Genomic DNA, 21,956 nt, shown 5'->3' with positions numbered 1-21,956 from the left:
CAGCCGGGAGGAGACCTGTGACGACGGGGACAAAACGCATCCCACGTGCGATCCGTGAGCAGCAGATGCTCGACTCCGCGATCAGCGTGTTCTCCGATCTCGGCTATCGGTCGGCCTCGATGGACACGATCGCCCGCCACGCGAGCATCTCCAAGCCGATGCTCTATCTCTACTACGGCTCCAAAGAGGAACTGTTCGCCGCGTGTGTGGTCCGCGAGTCCGGTCGACTCATCGACCACCTCACGGCCGCCGCGACCGGCAGTGCCGGTCCGCGGAGGCGTCTCCAGAGCGTGGTCCAGGCGTTCCTTGAATTCGTCGACGCGCATACCGATTCGTGGAACGTCGTCTACCGTCAGGCCTTCGCCGAACCCCAGTTCCGAGACGAGGTCGAGAAGACCCGGTCGGTGCTGGTGGACCTCACCGCCGACCTGCTCGCGCAGAACTCGGTTGACGAGCGCAGTCGCGAGGTGCTCGAGGTGGTCGCCACCGCCCTCGTCGGAGCGGGTGAGGCGGTCGCTGATCGTGTGGCCCACCGCTCGATCCCCACGTCGGTGGCCGCCGAAGTCGTCGTGGAGCTCGCCTGGCGTGGCCTCGCCGGCGATCCTGCCAAGTCAGTGTCCACCGCCCCAGAGGAGAAGTCGTGACCGACTCGCCCACCGCCACCGCCGCCGCCCGCCGGTCGGAAGCCGCCCGCCCCCTCACCCCGCTTGACCTTGCCAAGGGCCTGCCCTCCCTGGCCGCCGACCTGCCGTCCGTTCTCAACGGCCTCCGCATCGTCCGCACCTCGCGCAGCAGCGACAAGGTGTCCATCGGACGCCGCTTCCAGAAGCTCGCGGCGGCCCGTCCCGACGCGCCGTTCCTCAAATTCCTCGGGTCCGAGATCTCCTACGGCGAGGCGAACCGGCGCGCCAACCGCTTCGCCGAGGTACTCAGAGCGCGCGGGGTGAAGCGGGGCGACACCATCGGCATCTGCATGGTCAACCGCCCCGAGGTGCTGTTGGCGATCATGGGCGCGCTCAAGGTCGGCGCCTCGGTGGGACTGCTCAATCACCACCAGCGAGGCGAGGTGATGGACCACTCGCAGCGGATCCTCGAATCCACGGTCGTGCTGGTGGGCGCCGAGTGCGCGGAGGCCGTCCTGTCGGTGCCCCGCGAGAACTGGATGGGCGAACTCCTCGCGGTGAGCTCGCCGGTGGATCTGCCCTTCCGCGATTTCCGCGCGAACCACCGCCCAGAGGAGCTGTCCGACCTGACGTGGCTGGAGGACGAGCTCGAGGCCCTGAGCGAGGACGTCGGCGAGGTGAACCCGCCGGACGCCGACGAAACCGTCGGCGACGAGACCGCCTACTACGTCTTCACGTCGGGCACGACGGGCCTGCCCAAGGCCTCGACGATGTCCCACTACCGCTGGAACAAGGCGATGGCCGGGTTCGGACTGTCGGGCGTGCGGCTGAAGAAGGACGATGTCCTCCTCTGCCCCCTGCCGATGTACCACAACAACGCGCTCACGGTCGCCCTCGGCTGCGTGCTCGCGTCCGGGGCATGCCTGGCGATCGAGGAGCACTTCTCGGCGACCAAGTTCTGGGACCAGGCCCGCACGGCCGGGGCGACGGCGGCCATCTACATCGGCGAGATCTGCCGCTACCTGCTCAACCAGGAGCCCAGCCCGGGCGACCGCGACCACTCCATCCGCGTGATGACCGGCAACGGCCTGCGCCCTGAGATCTGGGACGAGTTCCAGGAACGCTTCGGCGTGGACCGTATCTGCGAGTTCTACGCGGCCAGCGAGTGCAACATCGCGTTCGTCAACGCTTTCAGTGTTGCCCGGACCACCGGTTACTGCCCGATGGACTTCGCGATCGTCGACTACGACCCCGAGACGGGCGAGCCCCGCCGGGGCGACGACGGCAGACTGTCCAAGGTCGGGAGGGGCGAGACCGGGCTACTCATCAGCGGAATTTCCGACTCGCAGCCCTTCGACGGGTACACCGACGCCGAGGCCACGGAGAAGAAGATCGTCCGCGACGCCTTCCGCGACGGCGACGCCTGGTTCGTTTCCGGTGACCTCATGCTCGACCAGGGGCTGGGGCACGCGTCCTTTGTCGACCGATTGGGCGACACGTTCCGCTGGAAGGGCGAGAACGTCGCCACGACCGAGGTCGAGGCCGCGATCAACTCACGCCCCGAGGTGGACCAGGCCGTCGTCTTCGGCGTGGCCGTGCCGGACGCCGACGGCAAGGCCGGCATGGCTGCAGTCCGTCTACACGACAAGTCGGATTTCGATGGCGAAGCGCTGGCCGAGCACCTACGCGGATGGCTGCCGTCGTACGCGGTTCCGCTGTTCATCCGGTTGTCCACGGAGCTCGAGCACACCTCCACCTACAAGAGCCGCAAGACCGAACTGCGCGAGCAAGCCTTCGACACCTCGAGGTTCGACGACCCCCTTTACGTGTTGTCCAAGAAGAAAGGGTACGTCCCGTTCTACGATGGGGCGGAGAACGACGTCGTCGCCGGCACCGCCTGACCCCTCGGCCGGCCGGCACCCCCCACCAGGAGGTTCAGCCGCCGCATGTCCAGCCGTCGCACGTCCGGCCGCCGCGCCCGGCCGGACTTGTCCCGCCGCGCGCTGCTGGTCGGCATGTCGGCTGGCCTAGGTGGGGCGGCGGGCTGGGCGCTGACCTGCGCGCTCAGGGTGGACGACGACGACCAGGGCGATGCGGGCCAGCGTGCAGACTCGGTAGCTTCACGCCCGTATTCCCCGCCGGAGGGCGCGGTCCCGGTGCGGGAACCCCGTCGCTTCGACTACGCCGATCCTGGCGACACCGACGGTCAGACGTTCGGCGACCTGTACCTGCCCGACTCCGCCAACCCGGCACTACCGGTGGTCGTGCTCATCCACGGCGGGGGCTGGAAGGATTCGCTCGGCCGGACCTACATGGATAACCAGGCCCGCGACCTAGCATCTTTCGATGTCGCGGTGTGGAACATCGAGTACCGGCGGGTGGACTCGGGTGGGGGGTGGCCTACCACCGTGGCAGACGCCTGCGATGCCGTGGACTATCTCGCGGAGATTTCGCCGCAGGTCGAAAACCGCCTCGACCTGCGGCGCGTGGTGGTGGCCGGGCACTCCGCCGGCGGGCACCTGGCACTGTGGGTCGCGGGGCGGGCGCGGCTGCCGTCCTCGCTTCCCGGTTCGCGACCCGCCGTGCCCGTTTCCGGCTGCGTCTCCTTGGCCGGGGTGGCGGACCTGCTCATGGCCGAGCGCGCCGGCGACCGCTATGTCCCCAGTCTTCTCGGCGGTCGACCGGATTCGCGGCGGCAGCGCTACGTCGACGCCTCTCCGGTGACGCACCTGCCCGCCGGCGTACCGGTGGTGTGCATCCACGGCCGCGATGACAAGGTGGTGCGTCCCGAGCAGTCCGAGTCGTACGTCAGGGCGGCCCGCCGCGCCGGAGACCCGGCCCGCGTCTCGCTTGTCCCCGGCGGGCACGATCCGTGGGGCGACATCACCGGCACCGTGTGGCACGACACCCGTGACACCCTGCTGACCATGGCCCGCCGCGGCCCGAGCCCCGTGGGCTAGCTCCGTCCGGGACACCGGGCCCAGCGAGTCGCGGCTCTGGGCGGTGCGCGCCCCGAGGCCCGAGCCACGCTGACCGCCGAAATCGACTGCCGCCGTGGACGGGTGGTGAAATACCATTTGCATGTGACTGTTTGTCACAGCCTATTGAACCCTTTGCTATGCCCCATTACCATATCCATACGGGCACGGAGCGATTAAGTGACCAAATTCACCTCGAACCCGTAACGAGGGCGGCGCAACCGGTGCCGCCTCTGGGGGAAGGAAAGCTCATGCTCTCAAGTTTGCTGTGGGCAATTGGCAACTCTGTCGGCGCCTTAGGTTCGTCCGGATTCGAGTGGGCAATGCATAATTTGGCGAACTACTTCTTGGCGATGGGTTCCTGAGTCGGCGAAGGCCCAGCATGCGTAACCAGACGCAACCTGGGCCCTCTCGAATGACGACAGAACCGGCTCCCGCAGTGCGGGGGCCGGTTTCCAGTGCCCAGGTCGGGCCCAAGGTCAGAGGCTCACGTCGTGTAGTCGGCGTTGATGGCGATGTACTCGCGGGTGAGGTCGCAGCCATAGACGGTGCAGGTCCCGTCGCCCATCCCGCCCCCGACACCGAGGTCGACCGAGATGGTGACCTCCTCAGCCTGCATGATCTCGGTGAGCCGTTCGAGTTCGGCCTCGCCGGGGAACGCGGGATAGGTTTCGAGGTCGCCGAACACGATGCGCACCCGCTCGGGGTCGATGTCGGTGTCGTCGTGGCACTTGCCGATCGCCATCGCGACCCGACCCCAGTTGGGATCGGCGCCGTGCACGGCAGTCTTGACCAGCGGCGAGTTGAGGATCGCCTTGGCCACGCGCTTGGCCTGGTCGCGGTCGCGCCCCCCGGTCACCTCGACGGTCAGGAGCTTGGTGGCACCCTCGCCGTCGCGGGCCAGCTGGCGGGTCAGGTCCAGACAGACCGCCTCGAACGCCTCACGGAGTTCCGCCTCTCCCACTGGGTCGCCGGACCCGCTGGCCAGGGCGATCGCGGTGTCCGAGGTCGAGGTGTCGGTGTCGACGGACAGGCAATTGAAGGTCTCGTCCACCGCGGCCCTGAACGCGGTGTCCAGCATGGTTGGCTCCACTGCAGCATCGGTGAAAAGCACGGCGATCATTGTGGCCATGTCTGGCTCGATCATTCCGACGCCCTTGGCGATGCCCACCACCTCGGCGGTGCCGCCCGTCGTCGTCGTCACCTCCATGCGCGCCGTCTTGGGATGGGTGTCGGTGGTCATCATGGCGGTGGCCAGGGCGACCGCGTCAGCGTTGAACTCCGCGCCGGCCAGCCCGTCGAGGTGCGAGCGCAGTAGATCCATCGGGTAGCGCCGACCGATGACGCCGGTGGAGGCGATGAGCATCTCCTCCGGCGTCGCCCCGACCGCATCGGCGGCGTGCTCGAGCACCTCGCGCGCATCGGCCATGCCCTGCTCCCCAGTAGCGACGTTGGCGTTCTTCGCAACCACCACGACGCCGCGGGCCCGGCCACTGGCGGCGTTGGCGCGACTGAGCACGACCGAGGGTCCGGCGAACAGGGAGCGGGTGAACACCGCCGATGAGGCGGGCGCGGGACCGTCGTTGACGACGACAAAGACGTCGTCACCCTCCCCGCGGAGCCCTGCAGCTCCGGCGTGGGCGCGAAAGCCCGGCGGCAGCGGAATCGACTCGGGAGCGTGGGTGGCGTGCGGCGTCATGCGCCCCATTCTCCCCCGACACACCCCGTCGGGGAATCCCGTCGCCGAAATCACTCGCACTGCGGTGGCCGAGCCGGCACGCTACACGAATGTGATGGGGATAACACCATAAGGGTATGGGGCACACTTAGCTGCGACAATAAGTTGTTATCCATCCGACATTGCGGGCAAAAATGCTTCTCCAAGTGACGATGTGGACCCCGTTAGTAACGTTCGGTGACGAGTTCGAGATGAACTTCACGAGTCCGTAAGCAGGACTGCACCACGCAGCGACGCACAAGGCGTCGCCACTAACGAAAGGGGTTCCCAAATGGGTTCCGTCTCCGATATCATCGCCAACATCTTCAGCATCTTCGACGGCTTCGTCTCCGCTGGCTCGACCGCCGCCGAGGGCTTCCTTACCACCGGCTCGGACGCCGCCAACAACGTCTACGACGTCATCTCGGGCTCCATCATCGGTGAGTGATTTGAGCTTCTGACCAACTAGCGGGCTAGCCCGCTGACCGGTTCTCATTGCGCCGGCATCCACCCTTCGGGGCGGGTGCCGGCGCAATGCATTTCAAGTAAACAGCCATAGCTAACGACCACCGCCAGGACCCTTGCGACGTGAGGCGTATCTCACATGAATATCATTCCTCGCTCTCAAGTGCCCAGATAAAGATTTCCGTGCCCGGTTTCTGCTTTCTTTCCGTACCTATGGATGACGTTGTCGGAACTCACCCGTAACGTCCTGTCTGGAGTTCTCGGCTGGCCCTATGGCGTGCCGAGAATTTCACTGCACCGAGCGGCGCACCCGCGCCGCCCATGACGAAAGGACCATCACATGGGTTCCATCGAAACTTTCCTCCCCGGTCTCGCCACCGGTTCCGACGCTGTTAACACCGGCTCCGACATCGTCGACGGTGGCGCGGGCCTGTTCGCCGACGTCCTCGGCTTCATCGGCGGCCTTGTCTCGAAGGTCACCGAGACCCTCGGTTCCTGAGCTGACGCGCCTGACGGCGCATCGCTCGGGTTGACCTCTGGTTGACCCGCGCACCACGCGAAACCGGCTTCCGATTCAGCGGGGGCCGGTTTCCGCATTTCCCGGGGCCGCGACATCAGCGCTGGCGGTACTCTCGGGCCATGCACCTCGACCTGTCCCTCCATGTCGCCGCCAGCCCCGACGACGTCTGGGCCGTGCTCACCGACATCCCGGAGGCGCATCGCACGCTCAGCGGGGTGCAGGCGGTCGAGATACTCACGCCCGGCCCGTACCAGCCCGGCTTGCGCTGGCGCGAAACCCGCAAGATGTTCGGGATGAAGGCCACAGAGGACATGATGGTGCTGACCTCCGAGCCGCCGCATTCCACCACTATCGTCGCCGAAAACGGCGGGACCGAGTACAAGACCGTCTTCACCATCACCCCGGACGCGGACGGTGGCTCGACCCTGCGGATGCAATTCGGCGCCGAAACCACGCACGCTCCCGCAGTGTCCCGAGTCGTAATGGCACTCTTCGGTCGCTTGGCTGAGAAGGCGACACGCAAGACGATGGAGCAGGACCTCGCGGACATCGCCACCGAGGCCGAACGGCGGGCCAGCGCCACCTGACCGCAGCCAGTTGATAACTCAGGTTGTCGTCGTCGCCGAATCCCACAACTCCGCGACGACCTCTGCCGCCGGACGATCCGCGTAGGCGTCGGCGGCCCGCCACTGCGAGCCTGCCCACAGCGGCGGAACCTCCACGTCCCCGGCCTGCGCGGCCGCCTTGCGCATCGGCCCGGTGAGCAGATGCAGGTGCGGGTAGGCCGCCGGTGCGACCGCATCGAACTCGGCGACGAACTCGTTGACCAGCGCCCGGGCATAGCGGCCGGTGTAGCACCGGGTCGGCCGGGACTCGGTGAACCGGGGGTCGGCAAGCGCGGCCCGGTGCAGAGCGCTCGTGCCCGCCTCCGGGGTGCGCAGCAGCACGGTGCCCAGTTGCACGCCGTCCGCCCCGGCGACCAGCGCCGCGGCTACGTCGTCCGGCGTCGCGATCCCGCCAGCGGCGACGAACGGCACCTGCGGCAGTGCCTCGCGGACTGCCCGCACCAACGCCACTGTGGTGATGTTGTCGGGCTCCTCCCCGACCGTCGTCGTCGACCGGTGCCCGCCCGCCTCGGCGCTCTGCACCGACAGCCAGTCCGCACCCACCTCGACCGCCCGGCGGGCGTCGGCGACACTCGCGACGGTGACGACCACCGCCGACCCCACCTCCTGCAGCGCCCGCACGACGTCGGCCCCCGGGATTCCGAAGGTGAACGAGACCACCGCGACAGGATCGGCGACCAGGGCGGCCAGTGTGGCGTCCTGATCGAAGTCGGTGAACTGCGGGTCCCGCGAGAGGTCGACCCTCAACCGCTGCGCGACCGGCCCGATCGCGGCCGCGTAGCGGGCGACCGCGTCCGGCCCACCTGCCGCAGCAAGGGCGGCATCGGAGTCGGCGCGGTCCAGCAGGAAGACGTTGACGCCGAACAGCGCGTCGGTCAACTCACGAACGCGCGCGATCTCCGCCCGGGTGCCGGCGGCGTCGAGGTAACCGGAGCCGATCATCGCGAGCCCACCCGCCTCACCGACCGCGGCAATGAGCTCCGGCGTCGTGGGCCCGCCGGCCATCGGCGCCCCGATCACGGCGCGGCGCAAGTGGGCCGGGAGCAGGCGGGGCTGGTCGGACTGGGTCTGGTGTTCGTTCATGCCTGCGACGCTACGCCCGGCTTCACCGCCCGGCGACGAGTCACGGCGTACACCGCGCCCCCAACGGCAAAGACGACGACACCATCGAACACCGACCGCCAGGGCAGGCTCCCCGCGACCACCACGCATCCGATCGCCCCGAGCACCGGCACCCACGCCGGCAGTCTCCGACGCTGACGGTCAAGGCGCAGCGCCGCGACGTTCGCGACGAGGTAGTAGATCAACACGGCGAACGAGGAGAACCCGATCGCCTGTCGCACGTCTGCGACCAGGACGATCACAGTCACCAGCACGCCCACGCAGATCTCGGCAACGACCGGCGTCCGAGTGGAGGGGTGCACGGCCGCCATTGGCTCGGGCAGGTGCCGGTCGCGGGCCATCGCCAGGGTCGTGCGCGAGACTCCGAGAACTCCGCCGAGCAACGCGCCGAGTGCGGCGATCCCGGCTGCGATCCGGACCAGTGCGGCGAGTACCCCACCGTCACCCCGCCCATCATCGATCCGTTCGGCCGCGTGGAGCACCGGTGCGGCGCTCTCGGCCACACCACCCACCCCGAGCACGTGCACCGTGGTGGCCAGCACCAAGGCGTAGACCACGATCACTACGCTGAGCGCCACGACGACCGCCCGGGGGATCGTGCGGGCGGGTTCACGCACCTCCTCGCCGAGAGTGGCAATGCGGGCGTACCCGGCAAAGGCGAAGAAGCAGAACCCGGCACCCCCGAGGATGCCGAGGAGCCGGGCGGGCACCGACTTGCCGTCGACGGGAGGCGCTACCGCCCCCGGCCCCGAGGTGACGGGCCCCGCCACCAACGCCACCACGACGAACACTGCCAGGACCGCCAAAACGATTCCGACCATCACCTTCGATGCGGTGGCGGTCCGCTGCACCCCGAGCACAGAAAGAATCGTCAGCGTGAGCACCGCCGCGGCCGCCACGAGGTTGGCGTGGTGCGGCCAGATGTAAAGGCCGGCGGTCAGCGCCATCGCGGCGCAGGATGCGGTCTTGCCCACCACGAAGCCCCACCCGGCGAGGAATCCAGGCAACGGCCCGAGGAGTTCGCGCCCGTAAACGTACGTCCCTCCCGCTGAGGGGAACTGGGCCGCCAACCGGGCCGACGACAGCGCATTGCACAAGGCCACCACCGCGGCCACCGCCAACGAGACCCACACGAGCGAGCCTGCCCGGGCCGCAGCCGGCGCGAACGCGGTGAACACACCGGCGCCGATCATCGCGCCGAGTCCCACGACGACGGCGTCGGACAGCCCCAGCCTGCGATCGAGAGTCGACGTCACTGCGTCACCATCGCAGGCCAGGATGGCCAGCAGGTGAATTGGACACCTCACCCGGTCGAAGCCCCACAACCCGTGGACACGCCCCGGCCATGAATGCACCTTGAGGACTTATGTATGACTTGGCACACCAAATTCGGCGCGAGGGGAGGAATGACCTGGCTGGATTCGGCAGCGAGATGACCGGCCGCTGACCCGCCTGGCGCTGCGGCGAACGCGCCCTCGGTAATGGAGCGGTTTCCCAGCGTCGCCTGACAGCTCGCTACGCCTTCGGTATAAAGGCCGACAGATGTTTGCACCAACACCATCAGTCCGCCATTCGAGAGGAGTTACCCGACTGTGGAGTCGCGCTGGACCGACGAAGAGTTGCTCAGTAACTACGGCTACGATCCTGAGGCTCTGATGCGAGAGGTGTACGGGTCGGTCCTCGACGCCAGTCAGACACACGTCGCCACGTAATCCACTTCCAGCCCGAGCGCGAACCGCACCGCCTACCCGCAGTTGGGACTAGCCAGAACGCTAGGGCCCACTCGGGCGGATACATTGGAGTCCGTGTCCTTCGCCCATCGATTCCGCGTGGCGGCCACCGTCCTGATCACCGGAATGGCATTGGCCGGGTGCTCGGGCGGCGAGCCAGCGGAGCAAGCCTCCTCCGCCAGCTCGGACATCATCTCCGACACCGCGGCCGGCGCACCGTCCGTAGCCGCCGCACCGGAGCCGCCACCGGCGCCGCCGTGCGAGTCGCCGCTCGATCGGCTCACCCAACGGGAGCGGATCGCGCAGCTGTTCACAGTCGGCGTGAGCTCCGTGGCCGATGCTCGCAGCGCGGTGGAGCAGTTCAAGATCGGTGGCATCTTCCTCGGCGGCGATGTCGTAGGCGAGGTCGTCTCGGGCGACGGGCTCGCACAACTTCAGCGCGACTCGCCGCTGCCGCTCCTGGTGGCGATTGATGAGGAGGGCGGGCGCGTGTCCCGCATCTCCCCCTTCGCCGGCCCGCTGCCGTCCGCGCGGGTCATGGCGGCCACGATGAGTCCCGAGGAGGTGCGGGCAGCGGCCCGCGCCCGCGGCGAGTTCCTGCGGGGGATGGGCGTGACCGTGGACTTCGCGCCGTCCCTCGACGTCTCCGAACAACCGGACAACGCGGTGATCGGTGACCGCTCCTTCTCCCCTGACCCCGCACGCGTCGTCAGTTACGCTCGCGCATTCTCGAACGGCCTGCAGGACGCAGGCATCACCCCGGTCTTCAAACACTTCCCCGGCCACGGCCGATCCTCCGGCGACAGCCATCTCCAGACGGTGACCGTGCCGCCCCTGGACCAGCTCGTGCCCTACGACCTACACCCCTTCGCGGAGCTCGCCGTGACCCCTGGCGCCGGGATGATGCTGGGCCACCAGCAGGTGCCCGGCCTCACCGGGCTGGACCGACCCGCCTCGCTCTCCCCCGCCGCGTACCGTCTGCTCCGCGACGGACGAGGCTACGGCGCGCCACCCTTCGACGGCCCGATCTTCACCGACGACCTGTCCGGCATGCGCGCGGTCACCGACGCCTTCCCGCTGCCCCAGGCTGTTGCCGAGTCGCTAGTCGCGGGGGCCGACTCGCCGCTGTGGATCACGACGGCCGGGATCAATGAGGCATTGGACGCGGTCGAGCATGCCCTGGGCGTCGGCGCACTGAGCCGGGTCGACCTCGACCGCTCGCTCGCCCGCATGGCCGCAGTGCGCGGGATCCCCGGGTGCCTGGGCGGACCCGTCACCGGGCAGGTCGACGAAGCCGGTCCCCTGGCCGCCGACCTGCCCACTCTGCCGCCCCGCGCCGATCTGCCATTTCTTCCAGCGCCGCCAGGGCTGACTGAGCTGGCCCCTGCGCCGCGCTAGCTGCCCGGGTTCAGGTCGTGCCCGTGCCCGTCCACACGCCCGAGGTCCCGCGGCGGTGCGAGTCCACCAGGTGAGTATCGATCACCCCGATGGCCTCCATCAGCGCGAAGATCGTCACCGGCCCCACAAAGCTGAAGCCCCGCCGCTTGAGCTCCTTGGCGAGCGCCTCCGACTCCGGCGATCGCGTGGGCACCTCGTCCATTATCCGCGGCTCCGGCGTGGTCTCCGGCCGGTATGACCAGATCAGCTCCGCCAGCCCGCCGTCGGAGCGCAGCGCGACCACGGCCCGGGCGTTGGTGATGGCGGCGTCGATCTTGCGGCGGTTTCGCACGATCCGCTCGTCTGCCATAAGCCGGGCGACGTCGGCTTCTGTGAAAGCGGCGACGGCGTCCGGGGAGAACCCGGCGAACACCTCCCGGAAGGCCGGGCGCTTGCGCAAAATCGTCACCCAGCTGAGCCCGGATTGGAATCCCTCGAGGACCAGCCGCTCGAACAGGCCGGCCTCGTCGTAGACGGGCATACCCCACTCGGTGTCGTAGTACTCCCGCAGTAGTGGGTCGCGAGCCGCCCACGAGGGCCGAATCAACCCGTCCTCGCACAAAACGGCGCCGCTGGGCGCGGTAGCGGTGGGTGTGGTGGCGGTGGGTGTGGTGGCGGTGGGTGTGGTGGCGGTGGGTGTGGTGGCGGTGGGCGCGGTGTCGGTGGGCGCGGTGTCGGAATTGTGAGTCTGCATGGTGTCTCCCGAGTTCGTCGGACCACCCGAGTGGTGGTCGTCGTCACCCTAAAAGCGCGCTACGACAGCACGCCGGTGAGCTGGACGACCCGCACCACTGCCAGAACCACCAGCGCCACGCCCACCACCAGCGTGAGCACCCGCCCGGCCACGCGGCCGTAGGACAGGAACCGGTCGATCCGGCGGGTGGCCGCGCCGATCCCACCCGAGCGGACCCGCGACAGCGCCACGATCAACGCGGCGCTGGGCAGGACCGCGATGATCGCGAAGAACAGGATCTGCAGCAGCTGGGACCACCACGGGGATTCGGCGAAGGATATGAGCACCATCCCGGCCGCGAACGGCGCCGACGTCCCGGACTGGATGACGCCCAGCGCGACGCCCGTGGCCATGATCCCGAACTTCTGCAGAACGTTCTGGGTGAGTGGCGCCTCGACACTGTCCTCCTTGGCCTCGGCCGGGCGGCGCAGCCCGAGGACGGTGATAACGAGGCCGACCACTCCCAGCGCGACCATCGCCCACAGGTTGTAGAACAGCCCGCGGACGAACTCCTGGTTGTTGCCGATCACCCACACGGAGATCAGCGAGAGCAGCACGATGCCGCAGAATGCGCCGCCGGTGAACCGGGCGGCCCGGGGAGCGAACGGAACACCGCGGCCGGCCGAGGTCAGCCACAGCCCCGCGATGACGGCGAAGGCCAGGAGGTTGACCGAGTCGATCGCCGCGAAGCCCAGCAGGCTGAGGTAGTACTGCACCGGGCAACCCTACCGACGCCGGTCCGGCCGGAAGCCTCGGCTGCCGCCGGGGTCGACCTCGTCTCCGGGGCCGCGGTCCTCGTCGTCGTCGAAGCCCTGCTCCCGGCGTGGACGGCCGAACACCGACCGATCCCGGCGCCGGAGCACGTCGAGGTCCCGCACCGTCCAACTGCGCACAGGAGCCGGGACACTCCACTGTCTGCTCCAGGCGACCATGCGGAAGGCGAACACGAGGCAGGGCAGCACGGTCGCCGTGACCGGCCCCCACGTGTCCGTCCCGACGGCGACGGCGGTCAACGCGGCACCGGTCGCCGCTGGGACGACGTACAGGTTGGAGCCGCTGAACACCGCGGGGATCTCGTTGGCCACCACGTCGCGCATCAACCCGCCACCGACCGCCGTGACCACCCCGAGCAGCAGCGCCGACGCGACCGGCATCCCGTGGTCCAGCGCCCGCGCCGTGCCGAAGGTGCAGAACAGCCCGAGGCCGGCGGCGTCGAGGGCCACGATCAGCGTCTGCACGCGGTGGATATGCGACCCGATCAGGTACACGACCACCGCCGCGGCCACCGGCGGGACGAGATAGACGGGCTGCGCCAGCGCCAGTGGTGTGACCCCCAGCAGGGCGTCGCGGATGATGCCGCCGCCGAGACCGGCGAGCAGCCCCAGCACCAAGCCGCCGGTGATGTCGATGTCCTTGCGCGCCGCCAGCAGATTGCCGGACAGTGCGAAGAAGAACACGCCCAACAGGTCGAACACCAGGAGCAGCGGTGAGGTCTCCACGGTTTTGCCTAGATCACTGCGTCGGCCATGGAACGTGCGTGGTGACGGTTACGCACCGCGCGGAACGTCCAGAGCTTGTTGACGACGAAGTTGATCGGCATCGTGATGAGGATCGTCAGCAGCTGGCTCCAGTACTCCCGGGAGTGGATCCCCGCGTCTTCATGCCAGAACGGTTCCTGCAGATAGAGGGGGCTGGTGGGGTTGGTGAACGCGAGCTTGATGAAGATGCCCGCGGCTGCGGCCACCGATCCCACCACGAGGAACGGCCAGAATTCCTGCCAGGCCGGCGCCTTGTGCCCCTTGCCGAACGTCCAGTGCCGGTTGAGTAGGAAGTTGTAGACGTTCGCCACGAAGAACGCCACCACCCACACGAGCGTGGTGAACCGGAAGTTGAACTCCGTCCCCGCGAGGGGAAACAGGATGTCCTGGGCGTTCTGCGTCCCGCCGTTGGCCTTGTTCATCAGGACCGTGACGATCATGTTGACGACCATGCCGGAGCCGCCGACGATGCCGAACATGATGAATTGCCGGGCACCACGACGGTAGCGGCCGAGTTCGACGGGGGCTGGGTTCACAGGCGATGAGTCTAGGCGTTAACTCGTCTGTCAGACCGCGCCATGCCCCTCGGGGACGCGTTCCGCCGGGTTGGCGATGGGCCCGGGTGCGGTTCCGTCCCCGAACGGGCAGCCGCCCAGCTCCTCGCGGTGGTGTGGCGTGAGCAGCCCGGACAGGTCCGGACCCTTGGGGACCACGCCGGTGGGGTTAACGTCCCGGTGGACGTTGTAGTAGTGCTCCTTGATCTGCGGGAAGTCGCAGGTGTCGCCGAAACCGGGGGTTTGGAACAGGTCACGCAGGTAACCCCACAGCGCCGGCATCTCGCTGATCTTGCTGCGGTTGGCCTTGAAGTGGCCGTGGTAGACCGCATCGAAGCGGACCAGCGTGGTGAACAGGCGAATGTCCGCGACAGTGATCGTGTCACCGACGAGGTAGCGGCGCGTGGACAGCCTCTCCTCGAGACGGTCCAGGGAGGCCCACAGTTCGTCGTAGGCCGTTTCGTACGCACCCTGCTCGGCGGCGAAGCCACTGCGGTAGACGCCGTTGTTGACCGTGGGGTAGACCCACGAGTCCAGCTCGTCGATCTCGTCGCGATGCTTCTCCGGGTACAGGTCCGGGGCGCCGTCGCGATGGAAGGCCGTCCACTCGTTGAGGAGGTCGAAGTTCAGCTTCTCGAAGGCGTTGGTGACAACGGACTTCGTCGGCAGGTCGACAAGCGCTGGCACCGTGATGCCGCGCGGGTAATCAGGGATCCGGTTGAAGTAGGCCTCCTGCAGGCGGTGCAGGCCGGTGACCGGGTCCTTCTCATCCGGGTCGAGGTCAAACACCCAGGAATTGACGTCGTGGGTAGGGCCCGCGAGGCCCATCGAGATGGCGTCCTCGAGCCCCATCAAGCGGCGCACGATGATCGTGCGACTAGCCCACGGGCAGGCACGGGCCGCCATGAGCCGATAACGACCGGCCTCCACCGGCCAGCGCATCTCACCTATCGTGTCCCCCACCGGGTCTGACCCGGCCGGCACCTCCGCCACCACGCGGTCGTTGATGTAGGTGGCGTCGCGGACGAATTCACCGTCGGTCGAGGCGTTCTTGGCGGGCGTGAAGTCGGAGTCGGTAGAAATGGGGGCCTCCAGGATTCGGCGTCATTTTATTGATACGTCACCAATATACCCGCTCGGGTCTGTCTCGGCCAGCCTTCAGGACGATCAGCGGCGAGAGGCAGAAACCGCGGGGTGGTGCCGTTCCCCCGTGGAGTCACTGCGGTCAGCATTGCGCCAGGTGATTTCCCCCGCCCCGATGACTGAGTGACTCCACCTACCTGCGGCCCCCGGGGTGTGCCACGCTGGGGACATGGACTCCGCGCACGTCGACGACGTCCCGACCCGCTACTCGGATTTCGCCGAGTTCGAGGTCCGTCAACGCACCCCGGTCTATCTCGCCTGGGCCCGCGGCATCGCCGACGACCCCGACACCAGCGCACTCATCGCGTCGCTGCCACGGATCAAGCGCCAACCGGCCCTGTTCTTCGCCTCCGCCAGGCACGCCGGCGCACCAGAGACCGAGGACTACACGGCCTTCCGCGAGTTCGTCCACGCCCACTGGTTGGACATCGAGCAGATCGTGCTCACCCACTCCACCCAGACCAACGAGGCCAAGCGCTGCGCAGTGCTCCTGCCGTTCCTGTCCCTACTCCCCGGGCCGCTCTCGCTGGTGGAGATGGGGGCCTCTGCCGGGCTGTGCCTGTACCCGGACCGCTACGCCTACCAGTACACGCTCGACGGCGGGAACCCCCGCGAACTACGCCCCACCGGCGCCGGTGGACTTCCCCCCGTGCTGGACTGCGACCTGCGCGACGGCGTGCCCCTGCCCCGTTCGCTTCCGGAGGTCGTCCACCGGGGTGGCGTCGACCTGTCCCCCATCGACCCCGCCGACACCAGCTCACGCGCCTGGCTGCAGAGCCTCATCTGGCCCGGGCAGCACGCCGAGCGCGGACCGCGCCTGGAGGCCGCCCTCGATATTGCCGCCGCCGACCCGCCCCAGATCATCGCCGGCGATCTGGTCGAGAACCTGGAAACTTCCGTCGCCGCCTGTCCCGCGGGATCCACGCCGGTGGTCTTCCACACCGCGGTGCTCGGCTACCTCGAGCCCCCGGCCCGCACAGAGTTCGTCCGCCGGGTCACCGAGCTGGATTGTGTGTGGATCTCGGTCGAGGGAGTGACACTCCTGCCCGACGTCGCCGAGCAGGTCCCGGCATCGATCCGTCGACACAAGGGCATCTTCGTCGTCGCCGTCAACGGTCGCCCCCTCGCCACGGCGCACGGCCACGGCGACTGGGTCCGCGCCCTCGACATGCCCTGACCTTCCGGCCTGATCGTCCTGTCCAACCGCGCTTAGCCGAACGGCCACCCACGGCGCATCGGCTCGTCCGTACCGGGGTCGATGAGGTACTCGGTGCCGAAGGACAGCGCGTACACCTCCGGCGGGAGGGCGAGCATCATGCCGATGTCGCTGGTCTGACTGGCGTGGCACTGCATCGCACTGCGCTTGAGGTCGATCACGTCCCCCGGCAGGTCGATCGCCCACGCGATCTCCGATTCCGCGACCCCGACCGGCAGGCCGTCATCGCCCGTGAGGATCATCGTGCGCAGCTGCTCGACGTCCATCGTCATCCCGCCGGCCGCGAGAGTTTCCAAGAACGCCACCGCCTCGGGGCTGTCGATCATCTCGAGTTGGGCGTCCCGGTTAGTCGTCGCCTCGAGCAGGCGGGGGCGGTGCGCGGCCAGTTCCACCGCGCGGCGCGCGATCCGATGCACCGCGATGTGGTCGGGGTGCCCGTAGTTTCCGTGGTAGTCATAACCCACGAGGACATCGGCGTTCTCGCGGTCGAGGATCCGCGCCACCCGGGCCGCGGCCTCGTCGACGTCGGCGCCGTGGAGGCACCGCGGATCATCATTTTGTTCCCACCCGGTCATCCCCGAGTCGCGGTATCCCAGCCAGTCGATCCGGGCGGCACCCAACACTGCCGCCGCTGCCCGGGCCTCCCCGCGCCGGTGCTCGACCAGGTCGCCATCCGGCCCGAGGTGATCGGGACGCTCGCCGTGATCACCGTCCGTGGCGAACACCGTCACCACACGATGGCCCTCGCGGGAGGCCAGCGCCATCATCCCCGCGGTCTGAGAAGTCTCGTCATCGGGGTGGGCGTGGAGAAACACGATCGTAGACACCTGGACATTCTGCCCCTCCCGGCGCCCGGACGCTCGTCGCAACCAAATCGGCACGACTGTCGACGCTGCCGGACAACGCACGACGCACGACTCCCCGGACGGTTTCGCTCGCACTGAACGAATCCGACCGGGGAGTGAGTGGGGATGCCCCCTTGTGCCCGCATGTGCCCGTCGGGGCACCCGGGTGTTACTTCTCGCGAACGACCGTGCCGTCGTCCTGCAGACGCAGGAGCGGGTAGATGCCGTTCTCGTCATGGTTCTCGTCGCCGACGACCGGGGGGTTGAAAACGCAGAGCATCTGCATCTCCTCCTCCACGATGACCTGGTGCTTCTCGTGCCCGTCGAGCAGATACATGGAGCCCGCCTCGAGCGGGTACTCCTTGTTGTTGGTGAGGTCACGGAGCGTGCCCTTACCGCGGGTCAGCCAGACGGCCTCGATGTGGTTGGCGTAGTGGAAGTCGTTGGTCGTGCCGGCGGCGATGGTGGTCTCGTGGAACGAGAACCCGACGCGGTCGTCGGCCAGGACGATCCGCTTGGACTCCCAGTTGCCGTTGTTGCCCTTGATGTGGCGGTCGGTGTCGGTGATCTCTGCGGTGGTGCGAACGATCATGCGGTGCCTCCTCGTCGAGGGTGTGGTGGTCTGTGGCTCAGGCGTACTGCTGGGCGAGGACGTAGTCGACGGCCTCGTAACAGATCTCGATGCCGCGGTCACGCTCGTCGTCGGTCAGGGTGAGCGGGGCGAGGAACTTGACGACCTCGTCGCTCGGCCCGGCGGTCTCGACCAGCATCTTGTTGTCGAAGCAGCGGGCCATCACCTGTCCGGCCAGCTCCGGCTTCTCGAGGAAGGCGATGCCGAACGCCATACCGCGGCCACGGAGCTCGAGCTTGTCCTCGTACTTGTAGACCAGCGGGGAGAAGCGCTCGCGCAGGATGCGGCCGTTCTCCAGGGTCCTGTTCTGCAACTCGTCGTCCGACCAGTACTTGCGCAGCGCCAGCTCGGCGGTGACGAACGCCATGTTGTTGCCGCGGAAGGTGCCGTTGTGCTCGCCCGGCGTCCACTCGTCGAGCTCACGGTTGAACAGGGTGACCGCCAGCGGCAAGCCGTAGCCGCCGATCGACTTGGACAGGGTGACGATATCCGGCTTGATACCCGCGAACTCGAACGAGAAGAACTCGCCCGTGCGGCCGCAGCCCATCTGGACGTCGTCAACGATCAACAGAATCTCGTGGCGCTTGCACAGCTCGTCGAGAGCCTGGAGCCACTCGGCGCGAGCAGCGTTGATGCCGCCCTCACCCTGGACGCACTCGACGATGACGGCCGCGGGGCGGTTCATGCCCGAGCCGGAGTCCACGAGCACGCGCTCCATCCACTGGAAGTCCTCGGTGACGCCGCCGAAGTAGTTGTCGTACGGCATCGGCGTGGCGTGGACGAGCGGGATTCCGGCGCCGGCGCGCTTCATCGAGTTACCCGTCACCGAGAGCGACCCCAGGGTCATGCCGTGGAACGAGTTGGTGAAGTTGATGATCGCCTCGCGGCCGGTGACCTTGCGGGCCAGCTTGAGCGCGGACTCGACAGCGTTGGTACCGGTCGGCCCGGGGAACATCACCTTGTAGTCCAGTCCGCGCGGCTCGAGGATCGTCGAACTGAAGGTCTCCAGGAAGGCGCGCTTGGCGACCGTGTACTTGTCGAGCGAATGGGTGACGCCGTCGCGCTGGATGTACTCCAGCAGGGCGGCCTTCATGTCATCGTCGTTGTGGCCGTAGTTCAGCGCGCCCGCGCCGCCGAAGAAGTCGAGGTACTCGTCCCCATCGACGGTCTTGAGCGTCGTGCCCTTGGCGGTGTCGAATACCACCGGCCAGTTTCGCGAGTAGCTACGCACCTCCGACTCGCGGTCGGAAAAGATGTCCGTGTTGGTGCTGGTGTCGTGCGTGGACTCGGTCATGGTCTCAGATCACTCCATTTGTAAAGAGGCGGGCGTCGGTGGCGGGCCGGGCGGCCCGCGCGCCCTTATCTAGGAAATCGTGTAGAGGTCTTCTTGCTCGTGACCTTCTCCGAGTAGCTCGGAGCTCAGGTAGTCCTCGTTGGACAGTGTCATTCCGCGGTCGCGGGCCACGGCACCGAAGGTGCGCTGCGAGGCCTCATTGTCCGGGCTGATGGTGGTCCGTAGACGCACCACTCCGCGCTCGGCGAGCCTGTCCATGAGGTGGTGCAGCAGTCGCGCCGCCAATCCCTTGCCGCGTTGGTCGGCGTCTACGCCGACCTGCCATACGAAGATCGTGTCCGGCTCGGACGGGCGGATGAATCCGGTGACGAAGCCTACGACGCGGCCCTCGACTTCCACGACGACGGAGCTCTCTGAGAACTCCGCCCCCCACAGCACATAGGCGTAGGAGGAGTTGAGGTCGAGAACGCCACTGTCACGGGCGATCTCCCACATGCGCGTTCCGTCGGCCGCCGTGGGCACCCGGAATACCGCGTCGGACGAATCAGGGTTACGGGGTACTTCTCGTTCTCCTGGGGTCATAGTCGGTGTCCACCGTAGTGACGTCCTCAGATTGTTGCATCCACCTTCTCCACTTCGTTACCTGATTTCCTGATGAGTGTGCAGGTGGCCGATAGGGAGTGAGGTCGGTCACTGAGGATGTCCCGCCATCGGTTCCAAAGGTGGTCGCGCCGTGCCAGTATTGATCCATGGACGCGAACCCGATCACGAGTTTCGACGAGGCTCGCAGCCTTGAGCTTCTCGGAACGGTCTCTTTGGGGCGCCTGGTCACCGTCTCCGACGGCCGGGCAGAGATCTTCCCCGTCAACTACGCCTTGTCCCCGGAAGGCACGCTGTTCTTCCGCACTGCGGAAGGCACCAAGTTGGCCGGGATCACCGTCCATCCGGACGTTGTGTTCCAGGTCGACCACATCGAGAACGACAACGCATGGTCGATCGTCGTCCGCGGCACGGCGCGACGACTCGACAGATTCGACGAGATCAACCGCGCCGAGGAGCTCGATCTCAAGCCCTGGGTCCCGACCTTGAAGTACAACTTCGTCGAGATCACACCGGAGGAGATCTCCGGTCGAGGCTTTACATTCGGAGACGAACCGAAACGCTACACAGGCTACTGATCCACGCCGATCGCCCGCCGCGGAGCGGGCCCTCGGGATCACGCACCCTGTCCGAGCCTCTCGGGATCACACAGCAGACGGCCAGCCGGTCAGAATCCCCCGCCGAGGTTTCCTGACAGTTTGTCGAGCCGCTCTTGGCTCGCGCCGTCCAGTCCAATTACCGACAGGGTCTTGCCCTTGGCCGAGTACTTCTGCTGCACGGCGTCCAACGTCGCGACGGTGGAGGCGTCCCAGATGTCGGCGTCGGTGAGGTCCAGGATCACGTTCTGGGGATCCCCGGAGTAGTCGAATTGGTATACGAGGTCGTTGCTGGAGGCCCAGAAAAGTTCGCCCGTGACCCGGTAGGTGCGGGTGTCCACCTCGCCGTCGTGGTCGGTATCGAGCTCCGCCACCTTCTCCACGGTGGTCATTCGCGCGACACGACGCGCGAACATCACCATCGCGGTGAGCACGCCCGCCACGACGCCGATCGCCAAGTTGCTCGTCCACACGGTCGCCGCGACGGTGACCAGCATGACGAGTGTCTCCGACAGCGGCATGAGGCGCAGTGTGCGTGGGTGGATCGAATGCCAGTCCAGCGTGCCGACGGAGACCATGATCATCACCGCGACCAGCGCGGCCATGGGGATGAGGCCGACGACATCGCCCAGGACGACGACGAGGACGAGCAGGAACACTCCGGCGAGCAAGGTGGACAGCCGCGTCCGCGCGCGGGACTGCTTGACGTTGATCATCGTCTGCCCGATCATCGCGCAGCCGCCCATCCCGCCGAAGAAGCCGGTGACGAGGTTGGCCACACCCTGCCCCAGGCCCTCGCGGGTCTTATCGGAGTGGGTCTCGGTGATGTCGTCGACGAGCTTCGCCGTCATCAGGGACTCCATCAGTCCGACAAGCGCCATCGCCAGCGCGTAGGGGGCGATGATCTGGAGTGTCTCCAGCGTCAGGGGGACGTCGGGGAACAGCAACGACGGCAAGGAGGTCGGTAGCTCGCCCTGTTCGGATACGTCGGGAACTGACCAGCCCACCATCAGGACGACGGCCGTGATCGCGACGATGGCAATGAGCGGCGCCGGGACCACGGTCGTGAGGCGCGGGAAGCCCACCATGATGACGATTCCTGCCGCAACCAGCGGATACACCAGCCATGGCACGCCCACCAGGTGCGGGATCTGCGCCATGAAGATGAGGATGGCCAGAGCGTTGACGAAGCCGATCATGACCGAGCGGGGGATGAAGCGCATCAGCTTGGCGACGCCGAGCAGACTGAGCAGGATCTGCAGCACTCCGCCGAGCAGCACGGTGGCGATGAGGTAGTCGAGACCGTGGTCGGCGACGACCGGTGCGATCACCAGGGCGATGGCGCCCGTGGCGGCAGAGATCATGGCGGGACGACCGCCGGAGAACGCGATGGTCACGGCCATCGTCACCGAGGCGAACAGCCCGACGCGGGGATCGACCCCGGCCAGGATGGAGAACGAGATCGCCTCCGGGATCAACGCGAGCGCGACCACGAGACCGGCCAGCACCTCGGTGCGCAACCTCGCCGGGGAGGAGAACGCGGCCCGGAAGGACTCCAGTACGCCGATCGGGAACTGCTCGCTCATCG

22 protein-coding genes are annotated in these 21,956 nt (G+C 67.5%); 9 read left to right on the top strand and 13 right to left on the bottom strand.

The annotated features are described in order from the left end of the window. The first annotated feature begins 17 nt into the window (after window positions 1-17). From FQ137_RS04695 to FQ137_RS04685, 3 genes are read left to right on the top strand one after another with little or no spacing between them, the layout of a single operon-like run. Complete coding sequence (locus FQ137_RS04695; RefSeq protein WP_149291358.1) at window positions 18-644, top strand: TetR/AcrR family transcriptional regulator; 627 nt, start codon at window positions 18-20, stop codon at window positions 642-644. Next, window positions 641-2,524 carry a long-chain-acyl-CoA synthetase gene (locus FQ137_RS04690; RefSeq protein WP_149291357.1) on the top strand — a complete coding sequence of 628 codons (1,884 nt, stop codon included), beginning with the start codon at window positions 641-643 and terminating at the stop codon, window positions 2,522-2,524. The genes FQ137_RS04695 and FQ137_RS04690 overlap by 4 nt, the downstream gene beginning before the upstream one ends. Window positions 2,525-2,569: 45 nt before the next feature. Further along, on the top strand, window positions 2,570-3,583 hold the full coding sequence (locus FQ137_RS04685; protein WP_149291356.1) for an alpha/beta hydrolase: 1,014 nt from the start codon (window positions 2,570-2,572) through the stop codon (window positions 3,581-3,583). 505 nt (window positions 3,584-4,088) lie between these two features. Here the strand turns inward: FQ137_RS04685 and argJ are convergent. Next, on the bottom strand, window positions 4,089-5,300 hold the full coding sequence (gene argJ / locus FQ137_RS04680) for a bifunctional glutamate N-acetyltransferase/amino-acid acetyltransferase ArgJ (RefSeq protein ID WP_149291355.1): 1,212 nt from the start codon (window positions 5,298-5,300) through the stop codon (window positions 4,089-4,091). 310 nt (window positions 5,301-5,610) lie between these two features. Here argJ and FQ137_RS15325 point away from each other — a divergent pair, with 310 nt between their 5' ends. From FQ137_RS15325 to FQ137_RS04675, 3 genes are all read left to right on the top strand, one after another. After that, window positions 5,611-5,766 carry a hypothetical protein gene (locus FQ137_RS15325; RefSeq protein WP_188064774.1) on the top strand — a complete coding sequence of 52 codons (156 nt, stop codon included), beginning with the start codon at window positions 5,611-5,613 and terminating at the stop codon, window positions 5,764-5,766. Between the two features lie 357 nt (window positions 5,767-6,123). Continuing rightward, window positions 6,124-6,282, top strand: a complete 159-nt coding sequence (locus tag FQ137_RS15320) for a hypothetical protein (protein ID WP_188064772.1) — start codon at window positions 6,124-6,126, stop codon at window positions 6,280-6,282. Between the two features lie 140 nt (window positions 6,283-6,422). Continuing rightward, on the top strand, window positions 6,423-6,890 hold the full coding sequence (locus tag FQ137_RS04675) for an SRPBCC family protein (protein WP_149291354.1): 468 nt from the start codon (window positions 6,423-6,425) through the stop codon (window positions 6,888-6,890). A gap of 18 nt (window positions 6,891-6,908) precedes the next feature. Here the strand turns inward: FQ137_RS04675 and FQ137_RS04670 are convergent, their stop codons facing one another. Beyond that, window positions 6,909-8,012, bottom strand: coding sequence for a nitronate monooxygenase family protein (locus tag FQ137_RS04670; RefSeq protein ID WP_149291353.1), 1,104 nt, complete (start codon window positions 8,010-8,012; stop codon window positions 6,909-6,911). After that, window positions 8,009-9,307, bottom strand: a complete 1,299-nt coding sequence (locus FQ137_RS04665; protein WP_149291352.1) for an APC family permease — start codon at window positions 9,305-9,307, stop codon at window positions 8,009-8,011. Before FQ137_RS04665 ends, FQ137_RS04670 begins: the two co-directional genes overlap by 4 nt. Before the next feature lie 549 nt (window positions 9,308-9,856). On the opposite strand from FQ137_RS04665, the gene FQ137_RS04660 reads away from it, so the two are divergent. Next, window positions 9,857-11,179, top strand: a complete 1,323-nt coding sequence (locus tag FQ137_RS04660) for a glycoside hydrolase family 3 N-terminal domain-containing protein (RefSeq protein ID WP_149291351.1) — start codon at window positions 9,857-9,859, stop codon at window positions 11,177-11,179. A gap of 10 nt (window positions 11,180-11,189) precedes the next feature. Here FQ137_RS04660 and FQ137_RS04655 read toward each other — a convergent pair whose 3' ends face one another. Genes FQ137_RS04655 through FQ137_RS04635 form a run of 5 tightly spaced genes read right to left on the bottom strand, consistent with a single transcriptional unit; the run spans window position 11,190 to window position 15,126 of the window. After that, on the bottom strand, window positions 11,190-11,912 hold the full coding sequence (locus FQ137_RS04655; protein WP_149291350.1) for a DNA-3-methyladenine glycosylase I: 723 nt from the start codon (window positions 11,910-11,912) through the stop codon (window positions 11,190-11,192). A gap of 59 nt (window positions 11,913-11,971) precedes the next feature. Next, window positions 11,972-12,667: a hypothetical protein gene (locus FQ137_RS04650; protein ID WP_149291349.1), complete on the bottom strand. Its 696-nt coding sequence runs from the start codon at window positions 12,665-12,667 to the stop codon at window positions 11,972-11,974. Window positions 12,668-12,676: 9 nt separating this feature from the next. Then, window positions 12,677-13,450 carry a trimeric intracellular cation channel family protein gene (locus FQ137_RS04645; protein WP_149291348.1) on the bottom strand — a complete coding sequence of 258 codons (774 nt, stop codon included), beginning with the start codon at window positions 13,448-13,450 and terminating at the stop codon, window positions 12,677-12,679. 8 nt (window positions 13,451-13,458) lie between these two features. Further along, window positions 13,459-14,025 carry a GtrA family protein gene (locus FQ137_RS04640; RefSeq protein WP_149291347.1) on the bottom strand — a complete coding sequence of 189 codons (567 nt, stop codon included), beginning with the start codon at window positions 14,023-14,025 and terminating at the stop codon, window positions 13,459-13,461. Window positions 14,026-14,055: 30 nt separating this feature from the next. Beyond that, complete coding sequence (locus tag FQ137_RS04635; RefSeq protein ID WP_149291346.1) at window positions 14,056-15,126, bottom strand: glutathione S-transferase family protein; 1,071 nt, start codon at window positions 15,124-15,126, stop codon at window positions 14,056-14,058. A 229-nt stretch (window positions 15,127-15,355) separates the two neighbouring features. Here FQ137_RS04635 and FQ137_RS04630 point away from each other — a divergent pair, with 229 nt between their 5' ends. Continuing rightward, window positions 15,356-16,363, top strand: a complete 1,008-nt coding sequence (locus tag FQ137_RS04630) for a DUF2332 domain-containing protein (protein WP_149291345.1) — start codon at window positions 15,356-15,358, stop codon at window positions 16,361-16,363. 32 nt (window positions 16,364-16,395) lie between these two features. Here FQ137_RS04630 and FQ137_RS04625 read toward each other — a convergent pair whose 3' ends face one another. The 4 genes from FQ137_RS04625 to ectA all read right to left on the bottom strand — a co-directional run bounded on the left by FQ137_RS04625 (window position 16,396) and on the right by ectA (window position 19,784). Continuing rightward, complete coding sequence (locus FQ137_RS04625; RefSeq protein ID WP_149291344.1) at window positions 16,396-17,229, bottom strand: PIG-L family deacetylase; 834 nt, start codon at window positions 17,227-17,229, stop codon at window positions 16,396-16,398. Window positions 17,230-17,416: 187 nt separating this feature from the next. Further along, a complete protein-coding gene (locus FQ137_RS04620; RefSeq protein WP_149291343.1) occupies window positions 17,417-17,839 on the bottom strand; it encodes an ectoine synthase in 423 nt (140 codons plus the stop codon). Window positions 17,840-17,876: 37 nt separating this feature from the next. After that, the gene (ectB, locus tag FQ137_RS04615) at window positions 17,877-19,172 is read right to left on the bottom strand and encodes a diaminobutyrate--2-oxoglutarate transaminase (protein ID WP_149291342.1); all 1,296 of its coding nucleotides are present in this window, start codon (window positions 19,170-19,172) and stop codon (window positions 17,877-17,879) included. 69 nt (window positions 19,173-19,241) lie between these two features. Further along, a complete protein-coding gene (gene ectA, locus FQ137_RS04610) occupies window positions 19,242-19,784 on the bottom strand; it encodes a diaminobutyrate acetyltransferase (RefSeq protein WP_255584102.1) in 543 nt (180 codons plus the stop codon). A 137-nt stretch (window positions 19,785-19,921) separates the two neighbouring features. Between ectA and FQ137_RS04605 the strand changes: the two genes are divergently transcribed. Continuing rightward, a complete protein-coding gene (locus FQ137_RS04605) occupies window positions 19,922-20,350 on the top strand; it encodes a pyridoxamine 5'-phosphate oxidase family protein (protein WP_149291340.1) in 429 nt (142 codons plus the stop codon). Between the two features lie 89 nt (window positions 20,351-20,439). Here FQ137_RS04605 and FQ137_RS04600 read toward each other — a convergent pair whose 3' ends face one another. Next, entirely contained in the window at window positions 20,440-21,954 is a 1,515-nt protein-coding gene (locus tag FQ137_RS04600) for a SulP family inorganic anion transporter (protein ID WP_149291339.1), read from the bottom strand. Window positions 21,955-21,956: the final 2 nt, after the last annotated feature.

This window comes from Dietzia sp. ANT_WB102, from assembly GCF_008369165.1.
Taxonomy (GTDB): domain Bacteria; phylum Actinomycetota; class Actinomycetes; order Mycobacteriales; family Mycobacteriaceae; genus Dietzia.
The sequence above is the reverse complement of the archived record's forward strand: the minus strand, read 5'-3'. Positions and strand labels throughout refer to the sequence as shown.

Excerpts from the sequence above, each read along its gene's own strand:
- FQ137_RS04675 (WP_149291354.1), top strand. The coding sequence starts at position 6,423 with ATGCACCTCGACCTGTCCCTCCATGTCGCCGCCAGCCCCGACGACGTC.
- FQ137_RS04685 (WP_149291356.1), top strand. The coding sequence starts at position 2,570 with ATGTCCAGCCGTCGCACGTCCGGCCGCCGCGCCCGGCCGGACTTGTCC.
- FQ137_RS04600 (WP_149291339.1), bottom strand. The coding sequence starts at position 21,954 with ATGAGCGAGCAGTTCCCGATCGGCGTACTGGAGTCCTTCCGGGCCGCG.
- FQ137_RS15320 (WP_188064772.1), top strand. The coding sequence starts at position 6,124 with ATGGGTTCCATCGAAACTTTCCTCCCCGGTCTCGCCACCGGTTCCGAC.
- FQ137_RS04670 (WP_149291353.1), bottom strand. The coding sequence starts at position 8,012 with ATGAACGAACACCAGACCCAGTCCGACCAGCCCCGCCTGCTCCCGGCC.
- ectB (WP_149291342.1), bottom strand. The coding sequence starts at position 19,172 with ATGACCGAGTCCACGCACGACACCAGCACCAACACGGACATCTTTTCC.
- FQ137_RS15325 (WP_188064774.1), top strand. The coding sequence starts at position 5,611 with ATGGGTTCCGTCTCCGATATCATCGCCAACATCTTCAGCATCTTCGAC.
- argJ (WP_149291355.1), bottom strand. The coding sequence starts at position 5,300 with ATGACGCCGCACGCCACCCACGCTCCCGAGTCGATTCCGCTGCCGCCG.
- FQ137_RS04655 (WP_149291350.1), bottom strand. The coding sequence starts at position 11,912 with ATGCAGACTCACAATTCCGACACCGCGCCCACCGACACCGCGCCCACC.
- FQ137_RS04620 (WP_149291343.1), bottom strand. The coding sequence starts at position 17,839 with ATGATCGTTCGCACCACCGCAGAGATCACCGACACCGACCGCCACATC.
- FQ137_RS04630 (WP_149291345.1), top strand. The coding sequence starts at position 15,356 with ATGGACTCCGCGCACGTCGACGACGTCCCGACCCGCTACTCGGATTTC.
- FQ137_RS04605 (WP_149291340.1), top strand. The coding sequence starts at position 19,922 with ATGGACGCGAACCCGATCACGAGTTTCGACGAGGCTCGCAGCCTTGAG.